A 19,475-nucleotide genomic window follows, 5' to 3' on the forward strand; every position below is an offset into this window, starting at 1 on the left:
CTAGCCCACAAGGCAGGACAATGCAAAGCCGCCACCATGGCGGCGCAGGTCAAGAACAGGAGTACAGGATGCATCCGAAGCACTCACCGGGCCGCCCACCGGCAACCGCGGCTTTAACCCTCCCCCGGGCAGCGCTACCGCTGCTGCTCGGCCTGGCATTGTCGGGCTGCACCCTGACGCCGCCCACCACCACACCGCAACTGGTAGATGGACAGAGCCGCAGCTATGGCAGCAGCCCACTGGCCGAACACACGGTTGCCAGCCAGCAGGCTGGTGATGCCGGCATCGCGCAGCACCTGGCCCTGGGCCAGCAACTGCAGCCGGAATGGTGGCAGCTGTTCCGCTCGCCCGCCCTCGACCAGCTGATTCGCGAAGCCTTGCGCAACAATCCCAGCCTGGCCGCCGCGCGGGCCGCACTGCGTCAGGCGCAGGAAAACTACAATGCCGCTGCCGGTACGCTGGAATACCCCTCGGTCAGCGGCCAACTGGGCGGCAGCCGCCAGCGGCAGCTGCTCTCCGGCAGCACCCCCAGCGACTACAACGTGCTGAGCGCCGGGCTCAATGTGTCCTACACGCTGGACCTGTTCGGAGCCAACCGCCAGCAATTGCAGGGACTGATGGCCGCCAGCGACTACCAACGCTACCAGTTGGAAGCCACCTACCAGACCCTGATTTTCAATGTGGTCACCACCGCCATCCAGGAAGCCTCGCAACGCGCCCAGTTGCAAGCCACGCGGGAAATGCTGGCGGCCGCCGAACAGCAGCTGCGCATCGTGGAAAAACAGGCCGCACTGGGAGCCGTGGCACGCAGCGAGGTGTTGTCTCAGTCCACGCTGCTAGCACAAACCCGCGCCCAGTTGCCGCCACTGGAAAAGGCGCTGGATCTCACCCGCAACCAGCTGGCGGTTTATGTCGGCCAGCTGCCATCGGCCGGCGGGCTGCCGGAATTCACCCTGGACAGCCTGCATCTGCCGGCCGAACTACCGGTATCGCTGCCGTCCGAACTGGTGCGCCAGCGGCCAGACATCCGTGCCAGCGAAGCCTTGCTGCAGCAGGCGGGTGCCCAGGTCGGCGTGGCCACGGCCAACCAGTATCCGCAAATCAGCCTGACTGGCAGCTTTACCCGCGAACGCTTGTTTGTGGGTCCGGCCACCGCCGGGCTGAGTCTGTGGAGCCTGGGTGCCAGTGTCAGCCAGTCGCTGTTTGACGGCGGCGCGCTACGCGCCAAAAAGCGTTCGGCCGAGGCAGCTTTCGAGCAAGCCCAGGCCCAGTACCGGGACACCGTGCTCAAGGGCTTCCAGAACGTGGCAGACAGCCTGCGCGCCGTCAGTGCCGATGCCAGCACCCTGCAAGCCCAGGCCGATGCCGAGGCACAGGCCCGCGAAACACTGCAGCTGACCCAGCAACGCTTCCGTCTGGGAGCCGTCAGCCAGCTAAACCTGCTGGACGCGCAGCGCAGCTGGCAACAGGCCCGCATCAATCTGGTCAGCGCCAGCGCCAGCCGCTATGCCGATACCGCCGCGCTGTTCCTGGCGCTGGGTGGCGGCTGGTGGAACCGCAGCGACGACATCGCCAACCCTGCCGCCCAGGCCAAGCCCTGATCGCGACTGGTAAACAACACGCAATCTAGAGAAAACAAGGAAAGCAATATGACCAAGCGAATGTTCATCATGCTGGGAGGCATAGTGCTGCTGGTAGTGGTACTGGGGCTGGGCTTCTTCATGCATATCCGTACCCTGATGGCCAATGCACCCAAGCCGCAAGCGCAGACTGTCAGCACCATCATCGCCCAGAAAACCAGCTGGCAGCCGCAGCTCAAGTCGGTCGGCACCCTCAGTGCAGTGCATGGCGTGGATATCAGCAGTGAAGTGGCCGGCCTGGTACGCAGCGTGAACTTTCAGTCCGGCCAGGATGTGAAGGCTGGCGATGTGCTGGTTCAGCTGAATGCCGACTCCGATCTGGCTCAGCAACATGCGCTGGAAGCCGCTGCCGAACTGGCCGCCATCACGCTCAAGCGCGATCAGGCCCAGCTGGCGGTACAAGGCGTATCACAGGCGCAGGTGGATAACGACGCGGCCGACCTGAAAAGCAAGAAGGCACAAGTGGCACAACAAGCTGCCCTGGTGGCCAAGAAAACCATTCGTGCGCCGTTTGCCGGCCGCGTGGGCATCACCAGCGTCAATCCCGGCCAGTACCTGAATGCCGGTGACAAGATTGTCACCCTGCAGCAGATCGACCCCATCCATGTCGACTTCAACCTGCCGCAAAGCCAGCTGGCTGCCGTCAGCGTGGGCCAGAAGGTGGTAATCAGGACCGACGGCACCGCCGACAAGACCTTTAGCGGCAATGTAAACGCCATCAATCCCAAGATCGACACCAGCACGCGCAATGTGCAGGTACAGGCGCTGATCGCCAACCCGGCACGCAAGCTGCTGCCTGGCATGTTTGCCACGGCCAACCTGGACACCGGACGCGAACTGCCCTACCTGACCCTGCCGCAGACTGCCATTACCTATAACGCCTACGGTTCCACCGTGTTCGTGGTGAAGGCAGCCGGCAAGGAAGCCTCGGCCGCCGCTGGCAGCCTGGTGGTGAAACAGGTATTTGTCACCACCGGTCCGACCCGAGGTGACCAGGTAGCCATTCTCAGCGGGGTCAGCGAAGGCGACCAGGTGGTCACCACCGGTCAGGTCAAGCTGAAGAACGGCACGGCAGTCACGGTGGACAATACCGTGCAACCGGCCAACAACCCCAATCCGACCCCGCAGGAACACTAAGGCCCAGCCATGAACTTTACCGACATCTTCATTCGCCGGCCGGTGCTGGCGACGACGGTAAGCCTGCTGCTCGTCGTGCTGGGTTTGCGCTCCTTGTTCGGCTTGCCGATCAACCAGTACCCGCAGACCCAGAACGCCGTCGTCACCGTGTCCACCACCTATTACGGTGCGGACGCCAAGACCATGGCCGGCTTCATCACCCAGCCGCTGGAGGGCGCCATCGCCCAGGCACAGGGTATCGACTACCTGTCATCCAGCAGCAATAGCGGCGTTTCCACCATTACCGCCACCTTGCGGCTGAACTACGACGCCAACCGCGCGCTGACCGAGATCAACACCCAGGTCAACTCGGTGAAGAACCAGCTGCCGTCGCAAGCGCAGCAGCCGGTACTGACGGTGCAGACCGGGCAGACCACGGACGCCATGTATATCGGCTTCTATAGCAAGACCCTGCCCACCAACAACGTCACCGACTTCCTCAACCGCGTGGTCAAGCCCAAGCTGGACTCCATCCCCGGCGTGCAGACGGCCGAGCTGCTGGGTGCGCGTCAGTTCGCCCTGCGTGCCTGGCTGGATGCCGACAAGATGGCCGCCCACGGCATTACCGCCACCGATGTCAACAGCGCACTGGCCAGCAATAACGTGCTGGCGGCTGTCGGTACCAGCAAGGGGCAGATGGTGAGCATTCCGCTGACCGCCGCCACCGACCTGCACAGTGTGGACGAGTTCAAGAAGCTGGCAGTCAAGCAAAGTGGCGATACCATCGTGCGGCTGGAGGACATCGCCACGGTGACGTTGGGCTCGGAAAACTACGACTTCAACGTGGCCTTCAGTGGCGAGCGCTCGGTATTCATCGGTATCAAGGTGGCACCTGAGGCCAATATCCTGGATGTGGCCAAGAGCGTGCGTACTGCCTTCCCCGGCATCCAGCAGCAATTGCCGTCCGGCCTGACCGGCCAGATCGTCTACGACTCCACCGACTTCATCAACACCTCGATTCACGAAGTGGTGAAGACGCTGGTGGAAGCGCTGGTGATCGTGACCGTGGTGATCTTCTTCTTCCTTGGCAGCTTCCGCGCCGTGCTGGTGCCGGTGATCGCCATGCCGCTGTCACTGATCGGCACCTTCTTCATGATGCTGATGCTGGGCTACTCCATCAACCTGCTCACCCTGCTGGCGCTGGTGCTGGCCATCGGCCTGGTGGTGGACGATGCCATCATCGTGGTGGAAAACGTCGACCGCCACATGAAGGAAGGCAAATCGCCCTATGATTCGGCCATCATCGCTGCCCGCGAACTGGGCAGTCCGATTCTGGCGATGACCGTGGTGCTGGTGGCGGTGTATGTGCCCATCGGCTTCCAGGGCGGCCTGACCGGTGCGCTGTTTACCGAGTTTGCCTTCACCCTGGCCTCGGCCGTGACGGTATCCGGCATCGTGGCACTGACGCTGTCGCCGATGATGTGCTCGCGCTTCTTCCGCCCGGAACAAGACGAAGGCCGGCTGGTGAAGGCCATCGACCACACCTTCGACAAGGTACAAAACGGCTACCGCCGCCTGCTGCACAGCCTGCTGGAGACCTGGCCGGTACTGGTGGTAATGGCCTTTATCCTGCTGGCCCTGCTGGGCCTGATGACCAAGATGTCGCAATCGGAACTGGCACCGGAAGAGGACCAGGGCATCGTGCTGGGCCAGATTGTCGGTGCTCCCACTGCCAACGCCGACCAGATGCAGACTTATGCGCAGCAAATGTATGCCATCAGCAAGAGCATGCCGGAGTACGCGCAGATGTTCCAGATCACCGGCACCCCCACCATCAATGCCGGTATCGGTGGCGTGCTGTTCAAGCCCTGGGAAGAGCGCGGCCGCAGTGCGCATGAAATCCAGCAGGACTTGCAGGCACGCTGGAGCAAGATTGCCGGTGCCCGGGTAGCGGCCTTCCAGTTCCCGCCGCTGCCGGGTTCGTCCGGCCTGCCGGTGCAGTTTGTCATCAAGACCACCGAGCCGTTCGAGAACCTCAACGAGGTATCGCAACAGCTGCTGGACAAGGCGCGCAGCTCGGGCAAGTTCTACTTTGCCGACGTGGACCTGAAGATCGACGCACCGCAAACCACCGTGGTGATCGACCGTGACAAGGCCAGTGCGCTGGGCATGACGCAACAGGATGTGGCCAATGCGATGAGTGCGGCCATGGGTGGCGGTTACGTCAATTACTTCTCCATCGACGGCCGCTCCTACAAGGTGATTCCGCAACTGCTGCAGAAAGACCGTCTCAATCCGTCGCAGCTGCTGAACTACTACATCCGTACACCGAATGCCGGGGTGATTCCGCTGTCCACCGTGGCACATCTGAAGTCGGAAGTGGTGCCGGAATCCATCACCCGCTTCCAGCAGCAGAACTCGGCCACCCTGTCCGGGGTATCCGGCCAGGCGCAGGGTGAAGTGCTGAAGTATCTGGAAGACACGCTGAAGGAAATCGCTCCCAGCGGCTACACGGTGGATTACGCCGGCCAGTCGCGCCAGTTCAGCCAGGAATCCGGTGGCTTTGCCCTCACCATGCTGTTTGCCGTCATCATCGTGTTCCTGACGCTGGCGGCGCTGTTCGAAAGCTTCCGCGATCCGGTGGTGATTCTGGTATCGGTGCCGCTGGCGCTGTTCGGGGCGATGATCTTCATCTTCCTCGGCTTCTCCTCCATCAATATCTACACCGAGGTGGGACTGGTGACGCTGATGGGCCTGATCAGCAAGCACGGCATCCTGATCGTGGAGGTTGCCAACGACCTGCGCGCCAAGGGTGCCAGCAAGCGTGAAGCCATCGAAGGTGCGGCGGTAGTGCGCTTGCGCCCCATCCTGATGACCACCGCCGCCATGGTGTTTGGCGTGGTACCGCTGGTGATCGCCTCCGGTGCTGGTGCTGCCGGCCGCCATGCCATGGGCCTGGTGATTTTCAGCGGCCTGTCCATCGGCACGCTGTTCACCTTGTTCGTGGTGCCTGCCATGTATATGGCACTGGCGTCGGAACATCACGGCGAGCAGGCTGCCGTGGCCAAGACGGAAACCGTCGGCTAAGCCGCAGCGCGCTCCCTCCACAAGCCCGGCCCTGCCGGGCTTTTTTCATGGCGGCAGGCACAGAATGCAGCTTTCTTGACCTAGACGAAAACTTTGCTCGCATTTGCCACCTATGCTGACGGCAAATGCAGGCACAGGACGCGCCATGCTGCACATGGCGCCATGCGAATACCTAACGCATCGACCAGCAACGCCCTACCGGGCGCCCGGCCCTGTGACTGCTTTCCATCTTTGCATGACATCCCCCAACAGGAGATAAAACAATGGACAAGGCAATCAAGGCTGCTATGGAAGGCCTGCTGCGCGTCGCCACCGGTGAAATCCAGCATATCCGCCGCGCCAACTGTCCGGTCAACGGTTCCGAAGACCGCCAGGATGACTGCCCGGCCTGCCAGGCTATCCAGCGCGCAGAAAAGCTGCTGAAACCGCAATGGGCCGACAAGGCGCAAGTACTGGAAACCGTCATCCGCCGGCTGGATATCGGCTGAGCCAGCGGCAAGGTCGCCTTGGCGGCCATCCGGCATGCAACAGGGGCTGTGTCCATGGCGGACCACAGCCCCTCTTCCTTTTGGGCCAGCGCCTCAGCAGCTGGCCTCGACAGCGCAGTGCAGCTTAATGCAGCGCCTGGCGCTCTTCCTCATGCTCGCCCCACAGGGCATTCAGAATGCCCAGCGACACGGCAAAGCCGATACCCAATACCCATGCGAAATACCACATCATGTTCTCCCGGTAATTGATTGACAGCGGCCCTTGCCTGGCAGGTAAGGTGTGGCACGACTGCCGGCTATGCACAGCGCCGCCGCGGCCTGCAGCTCGCTTTCCATGGTGAGCGACAGCATGATGCCAAGCTGCTGCAGCCGTCGCGCCAGCGGCCGCCCGGCACTGGCTGCCAGCACGACATCCACCTCGCGCAGCGGGTGATCCGCCAAGTCACCACCCCGGCACAGCAGCTGCGCCGGACTCAGCAGCAGGCTGTGCCAGCGGCCATCGGCACTATCCAGCAGCCAGAAATGCGTGCACTTGCCGGCGTGGCTGCTCACCGTGCGCCGGTTCTGGCTGGCAATGGCGATTTTCATCTCAGTAGGCACTGTGATTGTTCTCCCGCACATAGGCTGCCGTCACCTTGCCGCCCATCACCTTATACGCCCAGCGGGTATAGAGGATGATCAGCGGCATGAAGATCAGCGTGGCCACCAGCATCAGCTCCAGCGTCAACTGGCTGGAGACGCTGTCCCACACCGTCAGGCTGGACGACAGGCTGCTGGACGAGGGCATCACGAAGGGGAACATGCTGATGCCAGCGGTGCCAATCACCCCGGCCAGCGCCAGGGCCGAAGCCCAGAAGGCGGCAAAACTGCGCCCGCCGCTCAGCAGCAGCATGGCGGCGATGCCCGCCAGATAAGCGCTCAGCGGCAACAATATGGTGAGCGGCCAGCGCTGGTAATTGCCCAGCCAGGCTCCAGCGACGCGGCTGACGGTTTTGGCCAGCGGGTCGGGCAGCGCATCCGGCTGTACGGCCGAAGTAATCACATAGCCATCAATGCCCAGTGCCAGCCAGATGCCGGCCAGGGTAAAGCCGCCCAGCCACAGCAGGCCCATCACCTTGACCCAGCGCTGTGCGCGCTGCTGGATCTCCCCTTCGGTGCGGTGTGCCAGATATACCCCGCCGTGAAAGGTGATCATGGCACTGGATACCACGCCACACAGCAAGGCAAACGGGTTGAGCAGGCCCCAGAAGCTGCCGTCGTAAGTGGACAGCAGATTGTTGTCGAAATGAAAGGGCACGCCTTGCAGCAGATTGCCAAAGGCCACGCCAAAAATCAGCGGCGGAATGGTGCCACCGACAAACAGGCCCCAGTCCCATACCGAACGCCAGGTCGGGTTGTCTATCTTGCTGCGGTAATCAAAGCCCACCGGGCGGAAAAACAGCGCCCACAACACCAGCAGCATGGCCCAGTAAAAACCGGAAAACGCCGTGGCATACACCAGCGGCCAGGCGGCGAAAATGGCCCCGCCACCGGTGATGAACCACACCTGGTTGCCATCCCAGTGCGGGCCGACGGTGTTGATCACCACCCGCCGTTCGGTATCGTTCTTGCCGACAAAGGGCAGCAGCGTGCCCACGCCCATGTCGTGACCATCCATGATGGCAAAACCGACCAGCAACACGCCGACCAGCAACCACCAGATCACCTTCAGACTTGCATAATCCAGCATGATTGTTCCTTAGTGAGCGGTTTCATTGTCGTAGCGGCCCGTGCCCAGACTGCCCGGCCCCTGACGGGCAAAGCGCACCATCAGCATCATTTCCACCACCAAGAGCACGGTATAGAAACCGACAAAACCGGCCAGCGAACCGTACAACGACTCCACTGACAGCGTGGACACCGACAGCCGGGTGGGCAGTACGCCGTAAATGGTCCACGGCTGACGGCCGTATTCGGCCACCACCCAGCCCAGCTCGCAGGACAGCCAGGGCAGCGGCAAGCAGTACAAGGCCAGCTTGAGCAGGCGCGGACGGTGCTGGAAATTGCCCTTGAGCGAGGCCCAGAAAGCCCAGCCAAACAGCAGCAGCATCGCCATGCCCATGCCCACCATCAGGCGGAAGGACCAGAACATCGGTGCCACTCGCGGAATGGTGTCGCGCGCGGCGGCGGCTATCATCTTCGGCGTGGCATGGGCCACGTCGGCGGTGTATTTCTTCAGCAGCAGGCCAAAGCCCAGATCCTGCTTGTGTGCCTCCAGCACCGCTTTGGCAGCACTGTTCTGGCGGTCGCGCCGCACGGTTTCCAGCGCCTGTACCGCCAGCATGCCGGACTGAATGCGCAGACGGTTCTGCGCCATGATTTCGTGGATGCCGGGGATTTCCTTGCTGAGCGAACGGGTGCCGATCAGCCCCATCACCCAGGGGATACTCAGCTGCCAGTCGTTCTCCATGCGTGTTTCATTGGGCCAGGCCAGCAGATTGAACGAGGCCGGTGCCGCCTCGGTATGCCACATGGCCTCGATGGCGGCCAGCTTGGTCTGCTGCGCCTCGCCCACGGTGTAACCGGACTCGTCGCCCAGCACGATCACCGAGCAGATACTGGCAAAACCGAAGGCTGCGGCAATACGGAAGCTCTTTCGGGCAAACTCCACATTGCGCCCGCGCAGCAGATACCAGCTGGAAATCGACAGCACAAACATCGCCCCGGTGACATAACCCGCGCTCACCGTGTGCACGAACTTGGCCTGGGCATCCGGGTTAAGCAGCAGCGCGGCAAAGTCGGTCATTTCCATGCGCATGGTCTGGTAGCTGAACTCCGCGCCCACCGGATTCTGCATCCAGCCATTGGCAATCAATATCCACAGCGCCGACAGATTGGTGCCAATGGCCATCAGGATGGTCACCAGCAAATGCTGCTTGCGCGACAGCCGCTCCCAGCCAAAAAAGAACAGGCCTATCATGGTGGATTCCAGGAAAAAGGCCATCAGCCCCTCGATGGCCAGCGGCGTGCCAAAGATGTCTCCCACATAGTGCGAGTAATAGGCCCAGTTGGTACCGAACTGGAATTCCATGGTGATGCCGGTGGTCACCCCCAGTGCGAAATTGATACCGAACAGCTTGCCCCAGAAGCGGGTCATGTCCTGATAGACCTGCTTGCCGGTCATCAGCCACACGGCTTCCATGATCACCAGCATCCACACCATGCCGATGGTCAGCGGCACGAACAGGAAGTGGTAAAGCGCCGTCACGGCGAACTGCAGTCGTGATAAATCGACGACGTTATCTAACATTGTTTTTCTCCAGGTGTTGGCTGGCCATCCCCGCCTCCCGCATGCCATCGGCCATGGCGGCGGCATCGACATGGACGCGGTAGGGCGCGACCAAGGCTTTCCAGATGATCAGCAACAGCACGATCTTGATGCCGATGATCCAGGCCAGTTCACGGCCCAGCTTGCGTGGTGGTTTTTTCATTGCAGGCTCTCGGTTGGCAGTACGACAACGCATGTGGCCGCCCGCACAGCCGGGACAGGCAGGGTGGGCCACCGCGTTTGACCATGCTGTTTGCAAATGCCATGCCAGGCTGCACGGCCTGGTTTCAGGGGGATTTGTGGCTGTTTTCCGGCTATCATGTCATTTTTGACATGTCAGAAAACGCACTATGTCACCCCTGTCGAATGAAGCCAGCCTGGACACCATCAGCCGCATGCTGGACGAGCTGAGCGAGCCGCGCATCGTCATTACCGAACACTTTGAAATCCTGCATGCCAACCAGGCCTACCGCGCCGCCTACGGTGCCGAAGCGCCGGGCCGCCACTGCTATGAGGTGTCACACGGCTATCAACGCCCCTGTGATGAAGAAGGCGAGTCCTGCCCGCTGCGCATGACGCTGGCCAGCGGCCAGCCGGAACGGGTGCTGCACATTCACCGCACGGCGCATGGCGATGAGCATGTGGATGTGGAGCTGATGCCGCTGGCGGATATCAGCGGCCATCGCCACCTGTTCATTGAAAAGATGAAGCCGCTGCAGCTGGCCAGCAGTCAGGCGGCGGCCGACAAGATGGTGGGACGCAGCGCAGTGTTTCGCCGCATGCTGCTGCTGGCGCAAAGAGCGGCCCCTTCCCGTGCGGCGGTGCTGTTGATCGGCGAATCCGGTACCGGCAAGGAAGGATTGGCACATGCCATCCACGACAGCGGCGGTGCTGCGCAACGGCCGTTTATTGCGGTGGATTGCGCCAGCCTGAGTGAAACCCTGCTGGAAAGCGAGCTGTTCGGCTATGAAAAAGGGGCGTTTACCGGGGCCAACCAGCGCAAGCAGGGTCTGGTGGAAGCCGCCCATGGCGGCACGCTGTTTCTGGATGAAATTGGCGACCTGCCGCTGTCACAGCAGGTCAAGCTATTACGCTTGCTGGAGTCCGGCAGCTTTCGCCGCGTGGGCGGCATCAACAGCATTCCCGCCAGCTTTCGGCTGATTGCCGCCACCCACCGCAATCTTGCAGCCATGGTCGAGGCCGGCAGCTTCCGCGCCGATCTCTACTACCGGCTGGCCGTGTTCCCCATTCGCCTCCCTCCCCTGCGCGAACGGCGTGAGGACATCCCGCTGCTGGCGGCCTCGCTGCTGGAACGGGTCGCCCCCGGGCGCAGGTTGCAACTGGAGCCGGCTGCACTGCAATGGCTGTTGCAACAGCCTTTCAACGGTAATATCCGCGAACTGCGTAATCTGCTGGAACGCGCCAGCCTGCTCAGCGACGGCGATGTCATCGCACTGGAAAACCTGCGCGCCGACGAATGGAACAGCACACCACCGGCAACCCCCGCCATGCAGGACTTCCACTGCGGTCTGCTGCCACTGGAACAGCTGGAAAGCCGGTACCTGCAATGGGCGGTCGAGCACAGCGGCTTAAGCCGCCAGCAACTGGCCTCGGCATTACAACTGACCGAACGCACGCTATACCGCCGGCTGGCGGGCAGACAAAAGAAAGCCCCCGCCGCATAGGCAGGGGCAAAAGACAACCTTGGTGTGTGTGCTGTAGCAAACTCTGTTCCAGCCGGATAGCCGGGCCGCCATCAGCCTGCGGCTTGCAACAGACTGGCACCGAGATAGTCGCTGCCGCTCACCCCGGGCAGGGCAAAGAAATAACCGCCGCCAAAGGGTTTGATGTATTCCTCCAGCGGTTCGCCATCCAGCCGGTGCTGGGTAGCGATAAAGCCGGTTTGCAGATTGGACTGGAAGCAGATGAACACCAGGCCCATGTCCAGCTGGCCGGATTTGGTCAGCCCCAGTGAATAGCTGTAGCTGCGACGCAGCAGCCTGGCATCATGGCGGCCGTGCTGGCGTGGCTCGGCCCGGCGCATGTGCGAATCCAGCGGCACCTGCTGGCCGTGCGGGTCTGCCGCAAAGCCGGGGTCGTCGAATTCGTGGGTCTTGCCCAGCGGCGCACCACTGGCCTTGTCGCGGCCAAAAATACCCTGCTGCTCGCCCAGCGGCGTGCGGTCCCACTGCTCCAGCGTGAAGCGGATCAGGCGAATGGCGACATAGCTGCCGCCCTTGGCCCAGGCCGGCTCCTTATCCTTGTCATCCACCCACACCAGCGCATTCATCTGGGCGCTGTCGGCCGTGTCGGGGTTCCCCGTCCCGTCCTTGAAGCCGAACAGATTGATCGGCGTGCTGCTGTGGCGCACGGCTCCCGCCGGCAGAAAACCATCCATCTTCCAGCGGGCTGCCAGCTTGTCCGGGCTGTGCTTGATGATGTCACGCACCGCATGAATCACCGTTTCGCGCGAATGGGCGCAGCATTGCAGCAGCAGGTCGCCATCGCACCAGGCCGCGTCCAGCGCGTCGTTGGCAAAAGCCTGCATCTGGCTCAGCTGCCGCGGGCGCTGTGCCTGCAGGCCAAAGCGCTGGTCAAACAGCGAGGCACCAGCTGCCACGGTGATGCTCAGCCCATCCGCGCTGATATTGCTGCCCAACAGGCCGGAGTCTGGCGGTGGCATTTTGGGGTGATCCACCGGTGCCGGGCCACCCTGGGTCAGAAAGGCGATGCGTTCGGTCAGCAATTGCAAGGTGGCCTGCAAGCCCTGACGATCTTTCGCCAGTACATCCAGCGCAATGAAGATGGCCTCCTGCGCTGCCGGGGTAGTGATACCAGCCTGGTGCTGGCCGCGGTAGGGGACGACTTGCTGTGCCGGATCCACCGGTTTTGCCAGTTTGCCAAACCAGGCCCCAGCTCCCAGCCCGCCCGCCAGCAGGCCACCGCCAAACAGCCCGGCTCCGCGCAGCAGACTGCGGCGTTGGGGGTTGGCTATGGCTGCAGGCGGCTGGGGAATGGCTGACTTGTCTTGTTCTGTCATGATGTGAAGTTTGTCTGTGTTGTGCTGGCGCGCAGCGTGGTCATTCGACGATTAGCACACCGTGCGGATTACTCAGCAGGCCGCAGGTCATTTCGTATTTGCCGGGTTCCAGCCTGGCGGTCAGCTTCTGGCTGAAGCCGGGAGCGATGTTCTCGCGCTCTTCCACCACATACACGCCCTTGAGGATTTCCCATTCCACAGTGCGGCCGCTGTTGTTCTTGATCAGGAACTGGGTCTTGCCACGCTGCACGGTCAGCTGCATCGGCTGACAGGCCTCATCGCTGATGCCGACATTCACCACCGGGATGGTGACAGCAGCGGCGGTGGCCTGTGGTACCGGGGCCTCCTTGCTGCAGCCGGCCAGCAAGGCGGCAAGCAGGACTACGGGGAATACTCTGGACATGGCTCATTCCTAAGACAATTTGTTCAAGCCCGCCCGGCCTGCCCGCAGGCAGCACCGGACGGCATCGTGACGGATCAATCCAGACCCAGCACACCGCGCAGCTTGGACAGGTCTTCCGCCAGGGCGGTGATCGGGCCCTTCATGGCGGTACGGTCAGCGTCAGTCACCTTGTCGTAGCTGACAAAGCCCTGTTTATCCTCAGTGCGGTATTTGTCCAGCAGGCTGTCGACGGTCTTGAAGTTTTCATCCACCTTGGCCAGCAGCTCCGGGCTGGCTTTCTGCAGCAATGGGCGCAGCAGTTCGACAATCTTCTGCGCGCCGTCCACATTGGCCTGGAAGTCCCACAGATCGGTATGGCTGTAGCGGTCTTCTTCCCCGCTTACCTTGGTTTTCGCCACCTCCTCGATCAGGCCGGCGGCACCGCCCACCATCTTGGCCGGCGGAATGCTCAACGTCTGTACCCGGCCTTGCAGGGTGCTGATGTCCGCTACCAGCTTGTCGGCATACTCCGCCTGACCCTTGGTGGTGTGGTCGCCAAACAGGGCTTTTTCCAGACGGTGGAAGCCGGTGAATTTCGGGTCGGCGGCTTTTTGCTTGAAGTCATCCTCACGGGCATCGATCGCGCCATCCATATCGGAGAACAGTTCGGCAATCGGCTCGATACGCTCGTAATGCTGGCGGGTGATGGCGTACAGGTCCTGCGCCTTTTTCAGCTCGCCAGCCTTGATGGCAGCCGCAAAAGCCTTGGACTGCGTCAGCAGGCCGGCCAGCTCGGTCGTCACGTATTGCTTGTAGTCGGCAATCGGGCCGGCCAGCTGGGCGCTGTAGTCCACCGCCGGTGCCGAGGCTGCAGCCACAGCCGCACTGCTGGCCTGCGCCACTGGCGCATCTTCGGTTTTGCCGCAGGCGGCCAGGGTGGAGACCAGCAATGCCAGTAGCGACAACTTGAACAGGGAACGGTTTGTCATCAGGATTTTTCCTTGAAAAATGAAAGGCAGAAGCAGTGTCAGCGCGAGCTTGCACGCAGCGGGCTGCTGGCGGCCGGCGGGCTGCCACGCATGAACAGGAACAGGGCTGGAATCAGGAACAGCAGCCAGGCCAGCACTTCGCTGACGGTGGGGGTGTCGTTGTAGCCAAAGAGGCCGGCCAGAATCACGCCGAGCGGTGTGTCGATGGGCAGCACATGGCTCAGGTCGAATACCACGCTTTGCAGCTGGTTCCACAGGCCGGCTTCGTGCAAGGCCTTGATGGCACCCGCCAGCAAGCCGGCGGCGACGAAGATGATGAACAGGCCGGTCAGGCGGAAGAAACGACGCAGATCGATACGCACGCCGCCCTGATAAATGCCGTAGCCGATGGCCGCCGCGACCAACAGGCCGAGTAAAGCAGCCAGCCAGGCCAGCGGGTTTTCTGCCTGCTGCTGGAAGGCCGCCAGCAGGAAAAACACCGATTCCAAGCCTTCGCGCGCTACGGCAAAAAACGCCATGCCGACCAGTGCATAAGCCTGGCCCCGGCCGCGGCTGAACACCGCCGCCATGGATTCGTGCAGCTGCCCCTTGATGGAACGGGCCGCCTGCTTCATCCAGAACACCATGGAGGTGAGAATGGCAACGGCAATCAGCGCCACCACCGCTTCAAACAGCTCTTGCTGCTTTTGCGGGAATTCCTGCTGGGTCAGTTCCAGCGCGCCGCCCACAGCCAGACTGAGCAGGCAGGCCAGCACCACGCCCAGCCAGACGGCGGGCATCCAGCGCTGCTGACCGGATTGGCGCAGATAGCTGGCGATGATGCCGACAATCAGCGCGGCCTCCATGCCTTCGCGCAACATGATGAGAAACGGGATCAACATGACCAGGCTCATTCTTGAAAATGAGAATCATGCTCATTTGTATTTGAACTGTCAACGTGAAATTTTGTCGCCGCGGTGACCACCCCTCCCCGGCGGTCGACTGCCGCCGGGATAAGTGCGTGGCCAGCGCCACCCCTTACCGCATGGCGCAATCCTGTGGAATGAGCCCTGCCAACAAGACATGCAGGCTGGCAATCTGGCATCAAATGAAAAATGCCACGGCTAAGCGTGGCATTTTCATGGCAAGGACAGTGGCCTGCGCGCTGCAGGCCGACAGACAAGACGACTCAGTCACCCGAGCAGCAATCGCCGCCTTTCTTCGCCGGCGGCAGCGGCTTGATCATGACCACGGGCGCGGCGCTGCTGGAGGCGCAGCCGCCCCCACAAGAACCGCAGCTACTGCCACAGCCACCCTGCTTGCGGGCAAAACGCTGAATCAGGCTGCGCAGGGCAAACAGGACGACGATGGCGATGATGCCGTACTGGAGCAAGAGGCTGGTAGTCATGCAAAGGCCTTCACCAGGTGATAGGTCAAAAACGAGCAGGCGTAAGCCACCACAAACATATAGCTGAAGGACAACACCACCTGCCGCCGGCTGCCGGTTTCCTTGCGGATCACTGCCAGCGTCGACATGCATTGCGGCGCAAAGGCAAACCACACCATCAAGGACAGCGCACTGGCCAGCGAGATCTGATGCGCCAGCACATGGCCCAGTGAAGCCACATCATCAGCATTGGCCACCGAGTAAACCGTCGCCAGGGTGGCCACGGCCGTTTCCCGTGCGGCAAAAGCCGGAATCAGCGCCAGAGTGACCTGCCAGTTGAAACCCAGCGGCGCAAACAGGAACTGCAAGGACTTGCCCAGATAGCCAGCAATGCTGTAGTCGATAGCCGGGCCGATGGCACCGGCAGGCGGATTGGGGAAGCTGGAAATGAACCACATCAACACCGTCAGCGCCAGAATCATCCCGGTCAGCTTCTTCAGGAAGATGCTGCCCCTTTCCCACAGGCCCAACGCCAGATCGCGGATTTGCGGCACACGGTAGGCCGGCAGCTCCATGATCAGCGCTGGTTGCTGCGCATCACGGGGGCGCAGCCGCTTGCACACCCAGCCCACCACCATCGCACCCACGATACCCAGCAGATACAGGCCTAGCAGCACCAGCCCTTGCAGATTCAGTATTCCGCCAATGCTGTGCGCCGGAATGAAGGCACCGATCAGCAGGGCATAAACCGGCAAGCGTGCCGAGCAGGTCATCAGCGGAGCCACCAGAATGGTGGTCCAGCGATCACGCTGATTGCTGATACTGCGGCTGCCGATAATGCCGGGAATGGCGCAGGCAAAGCTGGACAGCAGCGGAATGAATGAGCGGCCGGTCAGACCAACCGACAACATGATGCGGTCGAGCAGAAAGGCAGCACGCGGCAGATAGCCCGACTCCTCCAGCACCAGGATGAAGAAGAACAACACCAGGATTTCCGGCAAAAAGCCCAGCACCGTGCCCAGGCCGCTGATCAGGCCATCACACAGCAGGCCACGCAGCGGGCCATCCGGCAGCAGCCCGGCCACCAGCTTGTTCAACTGGTCAAAGTTGTCGCCAATCAGATCGGTCACCGGCTTGCCCAGCGAATACACCCCCTGGAACACCATGAACATCACCAGCAACAGAATCAGCGGCCCCAGCACCGGATGCAGCACCCAGCGATCAATCGCATCCACTTTTGCATCAGACAACTGGGGAATACTCACGCAATCGGCCATGATGCGACGTACTTGCTGGTGCAAGTCTCCGCTGAGAGCGGCAGCGGCGGCAGGGATCTTGCTGGCGGTCTGATCCACCAGTTTCACTAGCGCATCCACCCCGCCACGGCGCACCGCCACGGTTTCCACGACCGGGATACCCAGCTCGGCAGACAGGCGCGCCACATCGATGTGGATGCCACGTCGCTGTGCCGCATCCACCATATTCAGTGCCAGCACCATGGGCAGGCCCAGTTGCTGCACCTCCAGCACAAAGCGCAAATGCAGCCGCAGATTGGTAGCGTCGGCTACACAGATAATCATTTCCGGCGCCTGCTCACCACGATGCTGGCCGCGCAGCACATCCAGCGTGACTTTTTCATCCTGGCTGGCGGATTCCAGACTATAAGTGCCGGGCAGGTCAAGCAGGCTGATCCGGTGTCCGGACGCCGTAAAGAAATGGCCTTCCTTGCGCTCGACGGTTACGCCGGCGTAATTGGCCACTTTCTGACGCGCGCCGGTCAGCTGGTTGAACAGAGCGGTTTTACCGCAATTGGGATTACCCACCAGGGCAATGCGCAAAGCCATCTCAGCCATGCTGAACTCCTTGTTGCAGCACGATGCGGCTGGCTTCTTCCCGGCGCAGGGCAAAGCGGCTGGTGCCAACCTGCACCAGAATCGGATCCCCTCCCCACGGCGCACGGGTAATGACTTTTACCGTCTCACCGGCGACAAAGCCGATGTCCTGCAAGCGCGCAGCAATCGCGTCATCCGCCTGCAGCTTTTCCACACCGACCACGCTGGCTGTTTGTTGTTTTCCCAGTTCGCTAAGTCGCATCCACATCACCTGTAAATGAAAATCAATTTTATTGGATCGGATAATACCCCTCCACCTTTTAATGTCAATATTTTTCCCGCACTTTTTACAAGAGGAAAGGACATGAGCAAAGCCGGACAGCAAAAACGACAGCATGATCCGCGGATAGCAACAGCCACCACGCTGGCCACGTGCAAGTAGAGCGACGAACCGCAGCTGACACCTCGCAACAGCCGCAAGCGATGCAGCTAATGCGGCTTGCTCATGACACCTCCTGGCGGGGCTTAGAGCGAGGCTATTGATGCTATTAAGGTGTCTGGGAAAGGAGGGGCGATTCACCGTGACCCGCCACACGTGGCAAACGATTGAACTTTGGCACGGCAGGCGGGGCAGTGAATGGTATCAACCGAACCTTTTGCCACGCTTGGCGTGTTAATGGCGGTAGTTTTTACACAATCTTTGGTACGTCTGGCGTATACCCTCTAGAGGTTGCCATCTTGTGGTGAAGAAACGAGGGGCCAGACAAAACACGCTTGAATTTAATAACGCGTATAGAGGACACACAATGAACACCGATTACACGGTAAGAAAACTAGCTGCTGCGATTCTCAACGAACAGGCCTTGCTGATTGAAGAAGGTGGCGATTGCGACTTATTGCAGCAGCTCAATGAATCATCGAATCCTACGGACACGGCCAAGGCAATGCTGGCGAACTTACAAAGCTCACGGCAGACAATAAGGGAGGCAAGCATCTTTGCACGCAAGGAGCGCCAAGAAAACGCAAACACGCCACAAGCGCGAACAGCAGTAGCCCTACTCATGTCGATTCCCTCCCAACTGACACAGCTTGAACGAAATGAGCAGCTTGAAGAGCAAGCACTTGCAGCAAAAGCAGAAAAGCTCCGTGATGCCGGACTTGATACAGAGCAGATTACCAAGTTGCTGCCCCCCCATATCGACTGACACTAGCAATACAGAACGTATGAGACTTCTTGAACTTGAAGCCGCACTGCAAAAGTATGTCCGTTCGGGTTTTGCCGAGACCCACTGCCCGCATAGCATGCAGCTATAGCCACGCCGGAATGCACAGCAAACACAAGCCTGCTCAACGCAGGCTTTTTTGTTCGCTTAACAGTCAGCATAGCTTGACCATCCATACACTCGAAACTCAGCAAATAATGCTAAAGTCATTTTATTGAATTGCCCTGCCGTGCATTGACAGCCAGCACAGCAGCCCGGAAACCATCACTACCTACGGAAACACGAAATGATGAAGTCAAAATTGACCTTGTGCGCACTGCTTATAGCGTCGTCAGCTACATTTGCAGCATCATTCGATTGCATGAAAGCAAGCAACTTTGTCGAGAAGCAAATTTGTACCGACCAGCAACTTAGCCAAATGGATGAATCTCTTTCAACAAACTACAAAGGGATGCTTAACTCGAACTTTGGAGGCTCGCCCAAGCAACTGAAGAAAGAGCAACTGGCATGGGTCGGACAGCGTAATAAATGCACTACCCGTCAATGTATTGTCGACGCGTACAAGAAGCGCCTCGATGAAACATGTGACTACGGTGTTGTGTCTGGTGTTCACCCAGAATGCACTTCATCCGATGATTTTAAGTAACCAAGTCCTGACAAACTGACACCTGCCCGCCGCATGCGGGCTTTTTTTCAGTCTGCCAGCCATAGATGAAGCTACTTCTGGGATGGATGTAACACCGTTGGATACATCCATCAGCAAAACGGATGCATCCATCCATCTCTTTCTCTGATTACGGTATATATACGTTTTCAGTCGTGGATATATCCTACAGACGGAACAATTCGACACCATACATGGACAGCCGGATAGCCGCCGTTGCCCGTTGGTAAGTACATAGCAAGTACACGAAGCAAAAAAACAAAAAGGCCAACCCCTGAGGATTGGCCTAAGCGCTTGATTTACATGGTGCCGGTAAGAGGAGTCGAACCCCCGACCTTCGC

Annotated in this window: 18 protein-coding genes and 1 pseudogene; 7 read left to right on the forward strand and 12 right to left on the reverse strand. The window is 60.6% G+C overall.

The window, feature by feature from the left end; genetic code table 11:
* Nucleotides 1-68 precede the first annotated feature (68 nt).
* From EAY64_RS14950 to EAY64_RS14965, 4 genes are all read left to right on the forward strand, one after another.
* The gene (locus EAY64_RS14950) at nt 69-1,601 is read left to right on the forward strand and encodes an efflux transporter outer membrane subunit (RefSeq protein WP_103525539.1); all 1,533 of its coding nucleotides are present in this window, start codon (nt 69-71) and stop codon (nt 1,599-1,601) included.
* 48 nt (nt 1,602-1,649) lie between these two features.
* Nucleotides 1,650-2,777, forward strand: a complete 1,128-nt coding sequence (locus EAY64_RS14955; protein ID WP_103525540.1) for an efflux RND transporter periplasmic adaptor subunit — start codon at nt 1,650-1,652, stop codon at nt 2,775-2,777.
* A gap of 9 nt (nt 2,778-2,786) precedes the next feature.
* Nucleotides 2,787-5,843 (forward strand): efflux RND transporter permease subunit, encoded by a 3,057-nt coding sequence (locus EAY64_RS14960; protein WP_103525541.1) that lies wholly within the window; start codon nt 2,787-2,789, stop codon nt 5,841-5,843.
* 263 nt (nt 5,844-6,106) lie between these two features.
* Nucleotides 6,107-6,331: a hypothetical protein gene (locus tag EAY64_RS14965; RefSeq protein ID WP_103525542.1), complete on the forward strand. Its 225-nt coding sequence runs from the start codon at nt 6,107-6,109 to the stop codon at nt 6,329-6,331.
* Nucleotides 6,332-6,455: 124 nt separating this feature from the next.
* Here the strand turns inward: EAY64_RS14965 and cydX are convergent, their stop codons facing one another.
* The 5 genes from cydX to cydP are packed head-to-tail and all read right to left on the reverse strand — an operon-like array spanning nt 6,456 to nt 9,801.
* On the reverse strand, nt 6,456-6,560 hold the full coding sequence (gene cydX / locus EAY64_RS14970) for a cytochrome bd-I oxidase subunit CydX (RefSeq protein ID WP_103525543.1): 105 nt from the start codon (nt 6,558-6,560) through the stop codon (nt 6,456-6,458).
* Nucleotides 6,560-6,919 (reverse strand): NifB/NifX family molybdenum-iron cluster-binding protein, encoded by a 360-nt coding sequence (locus EAY64_RS14975; RefSeq protein WP_103525544.1) that lies wholly within the window; start codon nt 6,917-6,919, stop codon nt 6,560-6,562. The genes cydX and EAY64_RS14975 overlap by 1 nt, the downstream gene beginning before the upstream one ends.
* A gap of 1 nt (nt 6,920) precedes the next feature.
* Nucleotides 6,921-8,060 (reverse strand): cytochrome d ubiquinol oxidase subunit II, encoded by a 1,140-nt coding sequence (gene cydB / locus EAY64_RS14980; RefSeq protein WP_199734463.1) that lies wholly within the window; start codon nt 8,058-8,060, stop codon nt 6,921-6,923.
* A gap of 9 nt (nt 8,061-8,069) precedes the next feature.
* Nucleotides 8,070-9,620, reverse strand: coding sequence for a cytochrome ubiquinol oxidase subunit I (locus tag EAY64_RS14985; RefSeq protein ID WP_103525546.1), 1,551 nt, complete (start codon nt 9,618-9,620; stop codon nt 8,070-8,072).
* Nucleotides 9,610-9,801, reverse strand: coding sequence for a cytochrome oxidase putative small subunit CydP (cydP, locus tag EAY64_RS14990; RefSeq protein ID WP_103525547.1), 192 nt, complete (start codon nt 9,799-9,801; stop codon nt 9,610-9,612). The genes EAY64_RS14985 and cydP overlap by 11 nt, the downstream gene beginning before the upstream one ends.
* 187 nt (nt 9,802-9,988) lie before the next feature.
* On the opposite strand from cydP, the gene EAY64_RS14995 reads away from it, so the two are divergent.
* Nucleotides 9,989-11,323: a sigma-54 interaction domain-containing protein gene (locus EAY64_RS14995; RefSeq protein ID WP_103525548.1), complete on the forward strand. Its 1,335-nt coding sequence runs from the start codon at nt 9,989-9,991 to the stop codon at nt 11,321-11,323.
* Between the two features lie 71 nt (nt 11,324-11,394).
* Here EAY64_RS14995 and efeB read toward each other — a convergent pair whose 3' ends face one another.
* The 7 genes and pseudogenes from efeB to EAY64_RS15030 form a co-directional block, all read right to left on the reverse strand.
* The gene (efeB, locus tag EAY64_RS15000; RefSeq protein ID WP_103525549.1) at nt 11,395-12,678 is read right to left on the reverse strand and encodes an iron uptake transporter deferrochelatase/peroxidase subunit; all 1,284 of its coding nucleotides are present in this window, start codon (nt 12,676-12,678) and stop codon (nt 11,395-11,397) included.
* A gap of 46 nt (nt 12,679-12,724) precedes the next feature.
* Nucleotides 12,725-13,081: pseudogene (locus tag EAY64_RS15005) on the reverse strand (cupredoxin domain-containing protein); the annotation flags it as partial.
* 74 nt (nt 13,082-13,155) lie between these two features.
* Nucleotides 13,156-14,049, reverse strand: coding sequence for an iron uptake system protein EfeO (gene efeO, locus EAY64_RS15010; RefSeq protein ID WP_103525551.1), 894 nt, complete (start codon nt 14,047-14,049; stop codon nt 13,156-13,158).
* Between the two features lie 38 nt (nt 14,050-14,087).
* Nucleotides 14,088-14,930: an iron uptake transporter permease EfeU gene (gene efeU, locus EAY64_RS15015; protein ID WP_103525560.1), complete on the reverse strand. Its 843-nt coding sequence runs from the start codon at nt 14,928-14,930 to the stop codon at nt 14,088-14,090.
* Between the two features lie 287 nt (nt 14,931-15,217).
* The gene (locus tag EAY64_RS15020) at nt 15,218-15,436 is read right to left on the reverse strand and encodes a FeoB-associated Cys-rich membrane protein (RefSeq protein ID WP_103525552.1); all 219 of its coding nucleotides are present in this window, start codon (nt 15,434-15,436) and stop codon (nt 15,218-15,220) included.
* Complete coding sequence (feoB, locus tag EAY64_RS15025) at nt 15,433-17,268, reverse strand: ferrous iron transporter B (protein ID WP_103525553.1); 1,836 nt, start codon at nt 17,266-17,268, stop codon at nt 15,433-15,435. Before feoB ends, EAY64_RS15020 begins: the two co-directional genes overlap by 4 nt.
* Nucleotides 17,261-17,509 (reverse strand): FeoA family protein, encoded by a 249-nt coding sequence (locus tag EAY64_RS15030; protein ID WP_103525554.1) that lies wholly within the window; start codon nt 17,507-17,509, stop codon nt 17,261-17,263. Before EAY64_RS15030 ends, feoB begins: the two co-directional genes overlap by 8 nt.
* A gap of 544 nt (nt 17,510-18,053) precedes the next feature.
* Between EAY64_RS15030 and EAY64_RS15035 the strand changes: the two genes are divergently transcribed.
* Together EAY64_RS15035 and EAY64_RS15040 are read left to right on the forward strand one after the other, a co-directional pair.
* Nucleotides 18,054-18,452, forward strand: a complete 399-nt coding sequence (locus EAY64_RS15035) for a hypothetical protein (RefSeq protein ID WP_103525555.1) — start codon at nt 18,054-18,056, stop codon at nt 18,450-18,452.
* 304 nt (nt 18,453-18,756) lie between these two features.
* Nucleotides 18,757-19,116, forward strand: a complete 360-nt coding sequence (locus tag EAY64_RS15040; RefSeq protein WP_103525556.1) for a lysozyme inhibitor LprI family protein — start codon at nt 18,757-18,759, stop codon at nt 19,114-19,116.
* The last annotated feature ends 359 nt before the right edge of the window (nt 19,117-19,475 follow it).

It is taken from the genome of Aquitalea palustris (genome assembly GCF_003693445.1).
Taxonomy (GTDB): domain Bacteria; phylum Pseudomonadota; class Gammaproteobacteria; order Burkholderiales; family Chromobacteriaceae; genus Aquitalea; species Aquitalea palustris.

Excerpts from the sequence above, each read along its gene's own strand:
- EAY64_RS14975 (WP_103525544.1), bottom strand. The coding sequence starts at position 6,919 with ATGAAAATCGCCATTGCCAGCCAGAACCGGCGCACGGTGAGCAGCCAC.
- EAY64_RS14950 (WP_103525539.1), top strand. The coding sequence starts at position 69 with ATGCATCCGAAGCACTCACCGGGCCGCCCACCGGCAACCGCGGCTTTA.
- efeB (WP_103525549.1), bottom strand. The coding sequence starts at position 12,678 with ATGACAGAACAAGACAAGTCAGCCATTCCCCAGCCGCCTGCAGCCATA.
- EAY64_RS15030 (WP_103525554.1), bottom strand. The coding sequence starts at position 17,509 with ATGCGACTTAGCGAACTGGGAAAACAACAAACAGCCAGCGTGGTCGGT.
- EAY64_RS14965 (WP_103525542.1), top strand. The coding sequence starts at position 6,107 with ATGGACAAGGCAATCAAGGCTGCTATGGAAGGCCTGCTGCGCGTCGCC.
- EAY64_RS14960 (WP_103525541.1), top strand. The coding sequence starts at position 2,787 with ATGAACTTTACCGACATCTTCATTCGCCGGCCGGTGCTGGCGACGACG.
- EAY64_RS15040 (WP_103525556.1), top strand. The coding sequence starts at position 18,757 with ATGATGAAGTCAAAATTGACCTTGTGCGCACTGCTTATAGCGTCGTCA.
- cydP (WP_103525547.1), bottom strand. The coding sequence starts at position 9,801 with ATGAAAAAACCACCACGCAAGCTGGGCCGTGAACTGGCCTGGATCATC.
- EAY64_RS15020 (WP_103525552.1), bottom strand. The coding sequence starts at position 15,436 with ATGACTACCAGCCTCTTGCTCCAGTACGGCATCATCGCCATCGTCGTC.
- EAY64_RS14955 (WP_103525540.1), top strand. The coding sequence starts at position 1,650 with ATGACCAAGCGAATGTTCATCATGCTGGGAGGCATAGTGCTGCTGGTA.
- efeU (WP_103525560.1), bottom strand. The coding sequence starts at position 14,930 with ATGTTGATCCCGTTTCTCATCATGTTGCGCGAAGGCATGGAGGCCGCG.
- cydB (WP_199734463.1), bottom strand. The coding sequence starts at position 8,060 with ATGCTGGATTATGCAAGTCTGAAGGTGATCTGGTGGTTGCTGGTCGGC.
- EAY64_RS15035 (WP_103525555.1), top strand. The coding sequence starts at position 18,054 with ATGAACACCGATTACACGGTAAGAAAACTAGCTGCTGCGATTCTCAAC.
- feoB (WP_103525553.1), bottom strand. The coding sequence starts at position 17,268 with ATGGCTGAGATGGCTTTGCGCATTGCCCTGGTGGGTAATCCCAATTGC.
- EAY64_RS14995 (WP_103525548.1), top strand. The coding sequence starts at position 9,989 with ATGTCACCCCTGTCGAATGAAGCCAGCCTGGACACCATCAGCCGCATG.
- EAY64_RS14985 (WP_103525546.1), bottom strand. The coding sequence starts at position 9,620 with ATGTTAGATAACGTCGTCGATTTATCACGACTGCAGTTCGCCGTGACG.
- cydX (WP_103525543.1), bottom strand. The coding sequence starts at position 6,560 with ATGTGGTATTTCGCATGGGTATTGGGTATCGGCTTTGCCGTGTCGCTG.
- efeO (WP_103525551.1), bottom strand. The coding sequence starts at position 14,049 with ATGACAAACCGTTCCCTGTTCAAGTTGTCGCTACTGGCATTGCTGGTC.